At 51.1% G+C, this 13,440-nt stretch carries 11 protein-coding genes; 10 read left to right on the top strand and 1 reads right to left on the bottom strand.

From position 1 onward, the window contains the following. The first annotated feature begins 76 nt into the window (after positions 1–76). The 7 genes from ACYVBJ_RS26190 to lepB all read left to right on the top strand — a co-directional run bounded on the left by ACYVBJ_RS26190 (position 77) and on the right by lepB (position 9,833). The gene (locus ACYVBJ_RS26190) at positions 77–2,158 is read left to right on the top strand and encodes a sulfatase-like hydrolase/transferase (RefSeq protein ID WP_460985242.1); all 2,082 of its coding nucleotides are present in this window, start codon (positions 77–79) and stop codon (positions 2,156–2,158) included. Between the two features lie 275 nt (positions 2,159–2,433). Continuing rightward, positions 2,434–4,785 (top strand): ABC transporter permease, encoded by a 2,352-nt coding sequence (locus ACYVBJ_RS26185; protein ID WP_460985241.1) that lies wholly within the window; start codon positions 2,434–2,436, stop codon positions 4,783–4,785. Positions 4,786–5,030: 245 nt separating this feature from the next. Then, on the top strand, positions 5,031–5,813 hold the full coding sequence (locus tag ACYVBJ_RS26180; RefSeq protein WP_460985240.1) for a ParA family protein: 783 nt from the start codon (positions 5,031–5,033) through the stop codon (positions 5,811–5,813). Positions 5,814–5,914: 101 nt separating this feature from the next. Next, complete coding sequence (locus ACYVBJ_RS26175) at positions 5,915–6,835, top strand: ParB/RepB/Spo0J family partition protein (protein WP_460985239.1); 921 nt, start codon at positions 5,915–5,917, stop codon at positions 6,833–6,835. A gap of 68 nt (positions 6,836–6,903) precedes the next feature. After that, the gene (locus ACYVBJ_RS26170) at positions 6,904–7,719 is read left to right on the top strand and encodes a DUF5683 domain-containing protein (protein ID WP_460985238.1); all 816 of its coding nucleotides are present in this window, start codon (positions 6,904–6,906) and stop codon (positions 7,717–7,719) included. Between the two features lie 90 nt (positions 7,720–7,809). Next, on the top strand, positions 7,810–8,550 hold the full coding sequence (gene dapB / locus ACYVBJ_RS26165) for a 4-hydroxy-tetrahydrodipicolinate reductase (protein ID WP_460985237.1): 741 nt from the start codon (positions 7,810–7,812) through the stop codon (positions 8,548–8,550). A gap of 110 nt (positions 8,551–8,660) precedes the next feature. Next, positions 8,661–9,833, top strand: a complete 1,173-nt coding sequence (gene lepB, locus ACYVBJ_RS26160) for a signal peptidase I (RefSeq protein ID WP_460985236.1) — start codon at positions 8,661–8,663, stop codon at positions 9,831–9,833. A gap of 104 nt (positions 9,834–9,937) precedes the next feature. Here the strand turns inward: lepB and ung are convergent, their stop codons facing one another. Then, positions 9,938–10,603, bottom strand: coding sequence for a uracil-DNA glycosylase (gene ung, locus ACYVBJ_RS26155; protein WP_460985235.1), 666 nt, complete (start codon positions 10,601–10,603; stop codon positions 9,938–9,940). A gap of 143 nt (positions 10,604–10,746) precedes the next feature. On the opposite strand from ung, the gene apaG reads away from it, so the two are divergent. The 3 genes from apaG (at position 10,747) to ACYVBJ_RS26140 (ending at position 13,431) form a co-directional block, all read left to right on the top strand. After that, a complete protein-coding gene (gene apaG, locus ACYVBJ_RS26150) occupies positions 10,747–11,133 on the top strand; it encodes a Co2+/Mg2+ efflux protein ApaG (protein WP_460985234.1) in 387 nt (128 codons plus the stop codon). Between the two features lie 102 nt (positions 11,134–11,235). Then, positions 11,236–12,018, top strand: coding sequence for an O-methyltransferase (locus ACYVBJ_RS26145; RefSeq protein WP_460985233.1), 783 nt, complete (start codon positions 11,236–11,238; stop codon positions 12,016–12,018). Positions 12,019–12,072: 54 nt separating this feature from the next. Next, the gene (locus ACYVBJ_RS26140) at positions 12,073–13,431 is read left to right on the top strand and encodes a monooxygenase (RefSeq protein ID WP_460985232.1); all 1,359 of its coding nucleotides are present in this window, start codon (positions 12,073–12,075) and stop codon (positions 13,429–13,431) included. The last annotated feature ends 9 nt before the right edge of the window (positions 13,432–13,440 follow it).

Here is a 13,440-nt window from a genome sequence, read left to right as displayed (position 1 = left end):
GGCCAATATGATAAGGTAGCGAGGTAGATTCGAAGGTCAGTGTGACTTTTTGGGTGAGTAGTTCACTGACCAAGCTATGATTAGACTATCCGTACTCTTGTTCGCTGCTGTTCTGCTGGTCGGATTGTCGGCAGGCCGAAAACCAGGTAACAAGCGGCTGGCGCGGCCGAAAGCCCCCAACATCATTTTTATTCTGACGGATGATTTAGGCTACGGCGACGTAGGGGTTTTGTTTCAGAACGGACGGCCCGGCCGGGGGCAGCCCGCTCACCAGACCCCGCAGCTGGACAAGATGGCTCAGGAAGGGTTGATACTGACGCGCCATTACGTACCGGCTCCCGTGTGCGCTCCTTCGCGGGCATCGCTGATGCTGGGCAGGCACCAGGGCCACGCGAATGTCCGCAATAACCAGTTCGACAAGGCCTTGGCCGACGATCACACCTTGCCCTCTGTACTGAAACAGGCCGGATACGCTACGGGCCTCGTTGGCAAGTGGGGACTACAGGGCACAACCGGCAACAGCCCGCAGACCTGGGAGGCTTACCCAACCAAACGCGGATTCGACTACTTTCTGGGGTACGTTCGGCATGGCGATGGGCATAATCATTATCCGGCTCATAAAGCCCGGCAGCGGCAACCCGTTCAGCTCTACCAGGGTAACGACGAAATAGCGCAGCAGCTCAAAGGCGTTTATACTACTGATCTGTTTACGGCGGCCGCTAAAAAGTGGATAACCGATCAGCGGCAAAATCAGCCCGAAACGCCTTTTTTTCTGTACCTGGCGTATGATACGCCACATGCGGGCTTGCAGGTTGCTTCGTCGGCCTATCCGGCAGGGGGCGGGTTGAAGGGGGGAGTGCAATGGAAAGGGAAAGCCGGTCAGTACGTTAATACCGTATCCGATACCATTGATACGTATATACACCCCGACTATGCCGATCAGAACTGGCCGGATCACCAGAAGCGGTATGCCAGCATGGTTCGCCGGATCGACGATGGGGTGGGCGACATTATGCAGCTGCTGAAAGATCTGCGCATCGATGAGGAAACGCTCGTTGTGTTCACTTCCGATAATGGTCCGCACAAAGAATCGTACGGATATGGTGATTATAGTCCTGATTTTTTCGACAGCTACGGAGCTATGGATGGCATTAAGCGCGATGTGTGGGAGGGCGGTATTCGGGTGCCGACCCTGGTCCGGTGGCCGGGGCATGTTCGAGCCAATCAGCGCTCCGATGCGCCCAGCGGATTCCATGACTGGCTGCCTACATTTTCCCAACTGGCGAACGTACCCGCACCTGCCAGTACAGATGGGGTGTCGCTGCTCCCGACCCTAACCGGAAACGGAACCCAACGGCCGGGTACCGTTTATATCGAGTATCAGGTTGACGGCAAGACCCCCGACTATGCGGACTTCGAGCCGGCACGTAGAGGGCAGGCTCACGGCGAAATGCAGGTCATTTATCTGGATGGCTACAAAGGTGTTCGGACTACTATCCAGTCGGCCGAGGATGATTTTCAAATTTACGACACCCGAGCCGATGCGAAAGAACGTAACAACCTGGCCGGCAGCAGCCCCTACTTTTCGACGCTTCAGAAACGGATGAAACAGCGGGTGCTGCAAGTGCGTCGGCCCGATTCGAGCGCCCGCCGTCCGTACGATGAGGTTCCCGTTCCGGCGCTGAATACTGCACGTCCTTTAGTTGCCGGACTTCGTTACCGGGCGTATGAACTCGCTACGCCCTGGGTACCCGACATCGCCAGCTTACCCACGAAGCCCATTAAAACCGGAATCAGTAAGGGCATAGATGTAGGCGTGCGGACGCGTGACAACGATATCGTTCTTGAGTACGGCGGTTTGCTCGACGTGCCGCAGACGGGCGCATATACCTTCTCGTTGCAGACGGACCGGGGCGCTTTGGTTCGTTTACATGATGCTACGGTTCTGCACACGGAGAAAAGCTATAAACCGGGTGAGACTCTATCCGCTACCATTCAACTCGAAAAAGGCCACCATCCAATTCAGATCATCTACGCTGGAAAGAGTCAGGGAACACCCCAACTACGATTACAATGGAGCGGACCGGGATTCAACACTAAGCCTCTGGCCCCCGAACGCTTGTATCATTTAAACAATAAGGCCCGGTCAGGCCGGTAGTAATCCGACACTTATCCGTAACTAGTTGTTCAGAAGCCGGATGATGCTACAAAATACTTGTCAGAATGAACCTGTTGACCCCCGTATATACCAAAAGCTAAACCTTTGCTTTAAGATTATAAATTTTGTATTTATATATTTGATTCTTATATATTATTTCCATTAGCTTTAGGCCATGAATAAGGGACATAAAAACCGAGCTCTGTCTAAAGCTAAACATTATGTGGCGTAACTATTTGATCATTAGCAGGCGTAATTTATGGCGTAACCGCAAGGTGAGCCTAATTAGTATTGGTGGACTGGCCATCGGTCTGGCCGGAGGACTTGTCCTTTTTCTGCTCGTTAGTTACCTGTTCAGCTTTGATCGATACCACGCCAAAGCGGACCGTACGTACTGGATCGTTACAGACATCCGCCACGAGAATGTCATGCCCACCGACGCTACGCCCCGGCCGCTTGGTGAGGTACTGAGGCAGAACTACCCATTCGTGGAAAGCGCCGTTCGGCTCGACAATCTGTTCGGACGTATCATTAGTGTGCCAAATGGGAAAGGTGGCTTTTCGAAAAAGTTTGAGGAGTCACGTATTCTTTGCTTTACTGAGCCCCAATTCTTCGACATTTTTGACGTCAAATGGCTGGAGGGCGACCGCAAAACAGCGCTAGGCTCGCCTAATTCGGTTGTTTTGTCGAAACGGTACGCTCACAAATACTTTGGGGATGTGAATCCTTTAGGCCGCGTTTTAAAGTATGACAACCAAGCCAACCTGACCGTAACCGGACTTATCGATACCCCGCCCTCCAATACGAAGCTAAGGTATGAGGTGCTGATTTCGTACAGCACCATTCCGGTGGTTCTCGGCGCTGGAGGTAAAGCCCAGATGCAGCAGTGGGGCGATGTGAGAACCATGTGTTTTGTTACGTTGCGCGAAGGGACATCGCCGGAGCAGCTGACTAATACGTTCCCGGCTATCCAGCAAAAGTACATGAGTTCCGAAGAGGCCAGGAAACTGGAATTTCATGTCTTACCCCTGGGAGAGCTGGATCACAATCCTCAATACGGCGGTCGTACACCCCGTCCCGTCTTGTATGCACTGATTGTTGTTGGCTTGTTTCTGGTAGCGGCTTCCTGTATCAATTTCATTAATCTCGCTACGGCACAGGCTCTGAAACGTTCCAAGGAAGTTGGGGTGCGCAAAACGGTAGGCAGTACGCGCGGGCAGCTCATTGCACAGTTCATGATTGAAACATCGATCGTGGCACTGGCCGCTGTTGTGGTGGCTTTAGTACTGGCTCAGCTAAGCTTGCCCATCTTAAACCGGGCCTTGGCTGTTTTGAACGCTGACCTGTCGATACTGGATGTGTTTCGGCCCCGGTCTTTAGTTTGGTTCAGCGGATTGGTCGTTGGGGTAATTCTGCTGGCCGGTCTGTATCCGTCGCTGGTGCTGGCTCGTTTCAACCCCGTGGCTGCTCTGCGGGGGCGTCTGACTACGCAGCAGGTAGGCAGCGTGCGGGTTCGACGGGGGCTTGTAGTAATTCAATTTTTCATTACGCAGCTCTTTATCATTGGCGTCATTGTAATGATAGCTCAGGTACGCCACATGCGACAGGCGGATCTGGGTTTTACGAAAGACGCAGTTTTAACAGTCCCCGTGCCGACGACTAATCCACTTAAGCAGCAAACGATACGTGAGCGGCTGGGCCAGGCGCCCGGTGTTGAGCAGGTTGCCCTGGGGGCCGAACCACCAGCCGCTCAGCCGAGAATGCCAGTGCCTTTTACGTTCGATACGCACACGATACCCGAAAAATTTCCAGCTGTAGTTAAGATTGGCGATACACGTTACATATCGCTGTTCGGATTGCGTTTGTTGGTGGGGCATAACTTTCGTAACGATGACACGACAAACCGGGAAGCGATTGTTAACGAAACCATGGTGAGGCAATTGGGCTTACGCTCATCCGGTGACATTCTGGGTAAACGATTGCGGATCTGGGGCCGGGACGAAACGATAATCGGCGTCGTGCAGGATTTTCATACAACGGGCTTGCGCATGGGTATTCAGCCAATGGTTTTGCTTAACGATCCATCTGAAAATCATATAGCTGCGCTAAAAGTTAACCCTGCCAATCTGCATGCAACGACTAAATCCGTTGAAGCGAGCTGGAATAAACTGTTTCCTGAGCACGTATTCAAATCGAGTTTTGTCGACGACCTGGTTGCTGAGTTTTACCTTACCGAACGTATCCTGTTGGGCTTAGCCGAGGTGTTTGCCCTTCTGGCCATGCTGATCGGATGTCTGGGTCTCTACGGGCTGATCACATTCATGACAGAAGCCAAAACAAAGGAAATCGGCGTTCGGAAAATACTGGGTGCTACAGTACGTCAACTCCTGTGGTCGTTCGGCCGCGAATTCGCCAGGTTGATTGCAATCGGGTTCAGTCTGGCAGCGCCAATCGGCTGGTTTCTGATGAATGGCTGGCTACAAGGCTATGCCTACCGGATCAACGTAGGGTGGTGGGTGTTTGGAGTAACAATCATCCTGGCCGTATTCATTACGTTGCTTACGGTCGGTTACGAATCCATGAAGGCAGCTCTGCGTAATCCGGCCCAAAGTCTGCGGACGGAGTGATAAACGTAATACGTGAGCAATACCGGTTGAAGGCCAATACAACAGATAAACGAAAAGCGATAGTCTATCGGAAAACCTGGTAATTGATTGGTGCTTACGTAGATTCCCTGTTCACTTCCCGGATGGATTAGCCCATATTCGCAGCTATTGGCTAATCCTAGATTTTTATTTGTGGAACATTCCGTGGAACAGTCTTGGATTCGTGAAAACTATCCGGCATATTTGGGACTGCAACGCACAGACCCATGGGTAAAGTCATTGCTATCGCCAACCAAAAAGGGGGCGTCGGTAAAACTACGACAACAATTAATTTGGCCGCCAGCTTGGCCGCCCTCGAATTTCAGACGCTCATTGTTGACGCGGACCCTCAGGCGAACTCTACGTCGGGGCTGGGTTACAATCCAAAAGAAATCGAGAACAGCATTTACGAGTGTATGGTTGAGGGCGTACGCCCCCACGATGCAATTATCCAGACGGACTTTCCGAATCTGGATCTGTTGCCATCGCATATCGACCTCGTCGGGGCTGAAATCGAAATGATCAACCTCCAGAATCGGGAGGATAAAATGAAGAACGCGCTGGATAGCATCCGCGATTCCTACGACTTCATTATCATTGACTGCTCTCCTTCGCTGGGGCTGATTACGATCAACAGCTTAACGGCTGCCGACTCGGTCATTATTCCGGTGCAATGCGAATATTTTGCGCTGGAAGGGCTGGGTAAGCTGCTCAATACCATCAAGATCATTCAATCGCGCCTGAACACACATCTGGCCATTGAAGGTATTTTGTTGACGATGTACGACCTGCGCGTGCGTTTGTCGAACCAGGTGGTGGGCGAAGTAACGACCCATTTTCAGCAAATGGTCTTTAGCACCATTATTCCGCGTAATATCCGATTGAGCGAGTCGCCCAGTTTCGGTGTGCCAGCACTGGCGCAGGACGCCGACAGTAAGGGAGCGGTTAGTTACCTGAATCTGGCCCGCGAAATTCTGATTAAAAACGGCTTGATGCCGCAGGAAGCGTAAACGTCATTCGCCGTCAAGTGAAGTCATTCGCTGGCCTTGATCGTCAGACTGACAGTTGATGACCACCCTTGACACGTAATGACAAGAAATGACCTTTTGGTATGGAAAACGCGAACACCAAAGCACCGAATAAGAAGATGATTGGATTGGGCCGTGGCTTAGGTGCCTTGCTGCATGACAGCGAAGCGGTGAACCGGCAAACAAAAACATCTCCGTTCGAATCGATCAGTACGATGACCGAAATCGGTTTGTCGCTGATTGAAACGAATCCGTTTCAGCCGCGTACCCGATTCGACGAAGAAGCTCTTCAGGAGCTTGCCGAATCCATTCGCGTTCAGGGAATTATTCAGCCGATTACAGTTCGGCAGCTTGGTAAAGACCGCTATCAGCTTATTTCAGGCGAACGGCGTCTGCAAGCGTCGAAACTGATTGGCTTAACGACCATTCCGGCTTACGTTCGTACGGCGAACGACCAGCAAATGCTGGAAATGGCCCTGATCGAGAACATTCAGCGCGAAAATCTGAACTCGATCGAAATTGCCCTTAGCTATCAGCGGCTCATCACGGAGTGCAGCCTGAAACAGGAAGAATTAGGCGAACGCGTTGGCAAGAACCGCACGACCGTTAATAATTATATTCGGCTGCTCAAGTTACCACCGGTAATTCAGGCGGCTTTGCGCGACAATAAAATTTCGATGGGGCACGCCCGGGCCATCATCAACATCGAAAACCCCGACTCCCAGATTCGGCTCTTCAACCGGGCGGTTGATGAAGAATGGTCGGTACGGAAGGTAGAGGAAGCGGTACGTAACCTGTCCGATGAACTGGACGAACCCGCTACGAACCGTCGCGTCACGCTTCCTAAGCAGGAAATGCGTAGCCTGCAGTTTAAGCTGTCGTCGTTGTTCGGTACTAAAGTCTCTATCAAAGCCGACGAGAAGCACAAAGGCGAAATCAAAATACCGTTCACCTCGCAAGAAGAACTGGCTAAGATCTTAGAGGTGCTGAACTCACAGGCCTGATCGTGTTAAAGTATCTTAAAGAGAGCGAGCAGTGGGCGAATCAAAGATACGTTGACCGTTATAGAGGTATGAGATCGCTCATAAACCTCATTGCTGTCGTTTTTCTGGTGATGCTGCCGACCTGCCTGCTCTTCGCTCAGCAACCGGCCATTGCACCGGCCCCAACGCCACAAGCTACTGATTCGACCAGACAAGCACGTACCGCACTCGATTCAATACCCGCTTCCGCGCAGCCCGGCAATCAGTCCGGTGCGCCGATTCGGGTCGGCTCGTCTGAGCTGACGCTGGACGACAGTAGCTCGGTCAGGACCGATACGGTTCGCCTAACGAGTAGACAACAGGACCGGATCCATAAAATTATTCCTAAAAAAGCGACGCTGCACTCGTTGGTGTTGCCAGGATGGGGGCAAGCCTACAATCGACAGTATTATAAAATACCCTTTATTTATGCCGGTTTCGGCGTAATGGGCTATCTGTTTGTTAAATACCGGGGGCTGGCTAATGAAGCCGCCAACGGCTATCGGCTATTGTTATACGGTCTTCCAAGCCAGTCCGTTACTGCGCCCTTACCCACTACGGAAGCAATATTTAAACCCGTAACAATTCCCGGTGAAAAGGTAACAGAAGTCCAGATTGGCGAATTTATTTATCGTTCAACGGCGGGGGCCAAAAACGCGTATGATACGTACCGTCGTTACCGTGATTTGAATATTCTTCTGTCGGCCGCGCTGTGGGGTATTAATATTGTGGAAGCAAACGTAGCGGCACATTTAAAAACATTCGATCTGACCGACGACATCTCGATGCGGGTTGAGCCGAACGTATTGCCCATGCCGGGTACGGGATTTGTGCCCGGTATTCGCGTTGCTTTTACGTTTAAATGATTTATTGATCAATGAAGTAAAGAAGCGGGACGTAACGATTTGCCCAACGTAACTGGGGTTATTTGTCTCTCTTCCTCCTCGATTTTAATTATGAATATTCTTCTATTAGGTTATGGCAAAATGGGTAAGACAATCGAGAAGATTGCCCTTGACCGCGGTCACCAGATTGTTGGCCGGATCGATGCCGATAACCGTGACGAGTTGCTTGCTTTAAAAACAGACGGCGTCGATGCAGTCATCGAGTTCAGTTCGCCCGAGTCCGCCGTTGAAAATATCATGTACTGCTTTGAACGAGGCTGGCCAGTTGTTTGTGGAACGACCGGTTGGCTAAGTCACCGGCCGGAAGTTGAGCAGGCCTGCCTGGAGAAGAAGGGCGCTTTTTTCTACGCATCGAACTACAGCATCGGCGTAAATCTGTTTTTCCGGCTAAATAAAACGCTGGCTCAGTTTATGCGGAATTACCCGTCGTACCACGTATCGATGACGGAAATTCATCATACCGAAAAGAAGGATGCGCCCAGCGGTACAGCCATTACGTTGGCGGAAGGCATCGTAGAACACTTGCCAACCAAGCAACGTTGGGAGAGCAAAGAGGCTGACAGTGCCCGTATTAACTCAACCGACGCCGTTGAAATCGAGTCGCTTCGGGAAGGAGCTGTGCCGGGGACCCATGTAGTACGGTACGAGTCGGATGTCGACCGAATCGAGATTGCCCACGTGGCTCACAGCCGTCAGGGGTTCGCACTGGGCGCTGTAATTGCCGCCGAATGGATTGCCGGTCGTGAGGGTGTATTTGGTATGGATGACCTGCTGGGGAATGATGAACGTTAACCGATAGTGATGAATGGTTGTTAATCAGCCACTCATCTTTCGTAACTTCGCATTTCGTTACTCCTTCGTCAGCGCTCGTTTATCATTTGTCATTTACTGTTTAAGATACCGTGTCAGAAGTAAAAATCAGAGCCGCTCAGAACCCGGCTAAGCCGCAAAAGTCAGCCTTCCGAGAGTGGTTTGACTCTATTTTGTTCGCCGTTGTGGCCGCGACCTTGATTCGCTGGCTGTTTATGGAAGCGTTTACGATTCCGACGCCCTCGATGGAGAATAGCCTGATGGTTGGCGATTTTCTGTTCGTGAGCAAGCTGCATTACGGTACCCGGACACCCCGTACGCCTTTGCAGGTGCCGCTGACCCACCAGAAAATCTGGGGTACGAATATTCCGTCGTACAGCACGGCGATTCAACTGCCCTCGTACCGTTTGCCGGGTTTTACCCATGTGAAGAACGGAGACGTAGTGGTGTTCAACGTACCGCCTAAGTATCTGAACGACAACATCGATTATCCCGTCGATCTGAAAACGAATTACATCAAGCGGTGCATCGGTATTCCGGGCGATGTGCTTGAGGTTCGGCAGCGCGAAGTCTTTGTGAATGGCAAGCCTTTTGCGAAACCGCCCCGTTCGGAACAGAAGTATTTCGTAAAAACAACGGAGGTGCTCGACGCAAACTTCTTCCGTAAGTATGATATCGTAAATGATTACCGGGACCCCAGCCAGCCAACAGAGAACTGGAAGCCTCTGGAGCAGTACAACGATTCAACCAAAACATCGGCGATGGTTGGCTACAGCATCAACACGACCGAAGACGTAATCGCTAAATTCAAGCAGTTTGATTGGGTAAAAGGCATTGAGCCTATGGCCGATACGCCCGGTGAGATGTCACCCGGCATTTACGGGACGCCAACGTTCAAATGGAATCACGATAATCTTGGGCCGATTACGATCCCCAAAAAAGGCGCTACCATACAAATCAATCCACAGACGATTGCCTTGTATGGTCCGGTAATCGAACTGTACGAAGGAAATGAAAACGTTGAGCTGACACCGACCAGCGTTAAAATTGGCGGACAGCCTATTACGTCGTATACGTTCAAGCAGGATTATTACTTCATGATGGGCGACAACCGCGATAACTCGCTGGATTCGCGTTTCTGGGGATTTGTACCTGAAGACCACATCGTTGGCAAAGCGGTGTTCGTGTGGATGTCACTCGACCCCAACCCGGCCAACATCTGGAATAAAATTCGCTGGAACCGCCTGTTCCGGACGATTGATTAAGGAATAGGAGGAAAGGGAAGAGGGGGACGAATGGGACTAAAGAAGGCTTATAGTAAGCTCCTTTTCCCATGCGTCCCCCTCTTCCCTTTCCTCCCTTCCTGGTTTTACCAATCAATCGGGGCCAGCCCCTTGCTGATGAGGTACTCGTTGGCCTGGCTAAAATGCTTGTTGCCAAACCAGCCGCCCCATTGTGCGGCCATCGGCGAGGGATGCTTGGATTTCAGGATCAGGTGTTTCTTGCCGTCGATAACGGCCCCCTTTTTTTGGGCGTAAGCGCCCCAGAGCATAAAAACGACATGCTCTTTCTCATCCGAGATCAGTTTGATAACCTCGTCGGTAAAAGTCTCCCAACCTTTGCCCTGGTGCGAACCCGCCTGACCGGCCCGGACGGTGAGCGTAGCGTTGAGCAGCATAACCCCCTGACTGGCCCATCGTTCCAGGTTTCCTGATTTGGGAACCGGTTTTCCTAAGTCATCCTGGATTTCTTTAAAAATATTGACCAGCGAGGGTGGTTTGGTAATCCCGTCAGCAACGGAAAACGCCAGCCCATTGGCTTGTCCTTCGCCGTGGTACGGGTCCTGCCCCAGAATGACGACGCGGGTATCGTCGAATTTACATGCATTGAAGGCATTGAACATCAGACGACCCGGCGGATAAACCCGTTGGGTACTGTATTCTTGCCGTAAAAATTCGGCTAACTGGCGAAAATAAGGCTTGTCAAACTCCGGCTGTAGTCGTGACTGCCACGATTCTTCGATAGATACTTTCATGCGGGGAACTGATCGTAATGATTCGGCATTATAGGCCCATAAACGCCGGAATCCACTCCCCGAAAATTTTTTGAAAGTGGTTCTTGCGTAACAAAACTAATCAACTTAATTTTCGTTCTAAGGTTGCAAACGACACTGAATTTATGGTTTCGTCAGTCACAGAAGGTGTAAAGGTAAGCGTGAAAACAGAATACCAGTCGGACTACTCCAGTCCGCTCCAGGCACACTACGTGTTCACCTACCGAATCACGATCGAAAATGCCAGCGACTACACCATCCAACTGCTTCGGCGTCATTGGATGATCTTTGATTCAAACGGTACGGTCCGGGAGGTTGAGGGCGAAGGGGTAGTTGGTCTGCAACCGGTGCTGGAGCCGGGGGAAGTTCACGAATACGTATCAGGCTGCAACTTGCGCTCAAGCATGGGCAAAATGGCTGGTACCTACCTCGTCGAACGCATTATCGACGGAAAGCAGCTTCGCGTAACCATTCCCGAGTTTACAATGGTTGTGCCCTACCGGTTGAATTAATCCAGTAAGTACCGATCAATCGGCCTTCACCTTATCTTGAATGATGCCCGACAGTGTAGCGCCTTTGGCTCTGCGCCGGTTACGAGTCACCGTTCATTGCCAATGCTTCTTGCTTATCTTCGCTACTTAAGTCGTGCCCGCGACGAACATTCGCTTCACTCTCCGTTCTTATTTGCCTTATACTGTCAGGTTATTCGGAAAGACAATCGGCGGGAGCCCGCTTTCGCGCCACTGCGTGCGTTGCGTAAACAATTGCGGAAGAATCTACAGACAATAACCATCACCGATTACGGGGCGGGTTCAAAAGTAAACTCGTCGCGCCAGCGAACGATTCGTGACATTGCCCGCCATTCTCAGAAACCGGCTCGCTTTGGCCGGTTGTTATTCCGGCTTGTCGACCGATTCCAGGCGAAAACCGTTCTTGATCTTGGCACATCGCTGGGCTTAACTACGGCCTATCTGGGCGAAGCCACTAAACGTACTGCGGGTCAGGTGCTGACGTTTGAAGGATGCCCCACTACAGCCGCTGTTGCGCAGCAGAATTTCGCTCAATTAACGCTGCACCACGTAACGACCGTAGTCGGGAATATTGACGATACGTTGCCTAAGCAGGTTAAGGCACTTTCAAAACCAATCGATCTGGCTTTCTTCGATGCCAACCACCGGTACGAGCCAACAGTCCGCTATTTTGAAACCTGCCTGTCGAATATCCATAATGACACGGTGTTTGTCTTTGATGATATTCACTGGTCAGTTGAGATGGAACAGGCCTGGGCGTATATTCAGCAGCATCCCGCCGTCAGCGTAACGGTTGATTTGTTTTGGGTGGGGCTGGTGTTCTTCCGAAAAGAGCAACCCCGGCAGGATTTTGTGTTGCAGTTCTAAAAAGATTGCAGAGCTAATTTGTTACCTTTCAGGAGCTTTTAAGCAACCTCCTGCATGAACTTCTGCAACGTAACACGTTTCGCTTTAAACGCGCTCACCCTGGCCTTTGCGTTAAGTTCCTGTCAAAAATCGGGGACGGCTGTTGATGATCCCGATGCGCTGGCCTCGTTCGATCTGATTCAGCAGCGGATTTTAACGCCTTCCTGCGCTACGTCGGGCTGCCATGCTTCCGAAAAAGATGCTGATTTTCTGCAGCACGGCCTTGTGTTGGCCGTTGGGGTAGCCTACCAAAACCTGGTTGAGGCTGATCCGAGAAATAGTGCCGCTAAAGCCGATGGCCTGAAGCGGGTTAAGCCGTTTTCCTCGCTGGAAAGCTTACTTTATCACAAATTGAGCGTTGCCCAAAATCACCACGGCGGGAAGCAGTATGGCAATCCGATGCCGTTGGGTGGTAATCCATTGTCGGATGGGCAAGTCGATTTCGTTCGACGATGGATTGAAGCGGGCGCTCCTAAAACCGGCAGTGTGGCGGATGCAAAATTGCTGGATGACAAAACAAGTACGTCCACTACGTTCGAGCCGCTACCGGCTCCCGCTGCGGGTACTGGTTTTCAGATGAACATTGCTGCGTTCGACATTCAGCCCCAATTCGAGCGCGAACTGTTTATGCGTAAGCTGGTGGGCAATACGCAGGACCTGTATGTTAACCGGTATGAGATAAAAATGCGCAGTGGAAGTCATCACTTTGTGGCCTACGATTTCCGCAATAAAAATCTCTTGCCTGGCCTGAATGATGTCCGTGATCTGCGCAATGCCGACAACTCGCTGAACTTGCTAACGGCGTTAAGCATGTCGAACCACGTGTATCTGGCGGGCTCTCAGGCGCAGTATCAGGACTATACGTTTCCGGAAGGAGCGGCTTTACTGATACCGGCGGGGGCTTCGTTAGACCTCAATTCACACTACGTTAACAAGACCGATGCGGTGATGAAAGGCGAGGCCCAAATCAATCTGTATTCGGTCGACAAGTCGAAAGTTAGTATTGTAGTGCAAACGCTCGACTTAAGCAATATGGATCTTGATATTCCGGCCAATAAGCGGGTAACGCTCACGAAAACGTTCACGGTCAGTAAACCACGGAAGATTCTGACCCTGACCTCGCACATGCATAAGCTGGGTGAGAAGTTTGTCATTAAGATCAAAGGAGGATCTCGCAATGGCGAAATAATCTACACGTCTACGGACTGGGCCCATCCAGACATTGTTACGTTTAAAGCACCGATCGAATTGAAAAAAGGCGAAGGACTTACTTCCGAAATTACATATAACAACACAACGAATAAGACGGTAAACTTTGGCCTGACCAGCGAAGATGAGATGGGAATCATCTTTGGCTATTACTTCGAGGAATAAAAAGAAAAC

Source organism: Spirosoma fluminis (genome assembly GCF_054778895.1).
This window is presented reverse-complemented; position numbering and strand designations above follow the sequence as displayed.

What these genes read in the sequence shown, in the direction of transcription:
- ACYVBJ_RS26140 (WP_460985232.1), top strand. Translation starts at nt 12,073, where the DNA reads ATGAACTTCTGCAACGTAACACGTTTCGCTTTAAACGCGCTCACCCTG.
- ACYVBJ_RS26180 (WP_460985240.1), top strand. Translation starts at nt 5,031, where the DNA reads ATGGGTAAAGTCATTGCTATCGCCAACCAAAAAGGGGGCGTCGGTAAA.
- ACYVBJ_RS26145 (WP_460985233.1), top strand. Translation starts at nt 11,236, where the DNA reads ATGCTTCTTGCTTATCTTCGCTACTTAAGTCGTGCCCGCGACGAACAT.
- ung (WP_460985235.1), bottom strand. Translation starts at nt 10,603, where the DNA reads ATGAAAGTATCTATCGAAGAATCGTGGCAGTCACGACTACAGCCGGAG.
- dapB (WP_460985237.1), top strand. Translation starts at nt 7,810, where the DNA reads ATGAATATTCTTCTATTAGGTTATGGCAAAATGGGTAAGACAATCGAG.
- ACYVBJ_RS26170 (WP_460985238.1), top strand. Translation starts at nt 6,904, where the DNA reads ATGAGATCGCTCATAAACCTCATTGCTGTCGTTTTTCTGGTGATGCTG.
- apaG (WP_460985234.1), top strand. Translation starts at nt 10,747, where the DNA reads ATGGTTTCGTCAGTCACAGAAGGTGTAAAGGTAAGCGTGAAAACAGAA.
- ACYVBJ_RS26175 (WP_460985239.1), top strand. Translation starts at nt 5,915, where the DNA reads ATGGAAAACGCGAACACCAAAGCACCGAATAAGAAGATGATTGGATTG.
- ACYVBJ_RS26190 (WP_460985242.1), top strand. Translation starts at nt 77, where the DNA reads ATGATTAGACTATCCGTACTCTTGTTCGCTGCTGTTCTGCTGGTCGGA.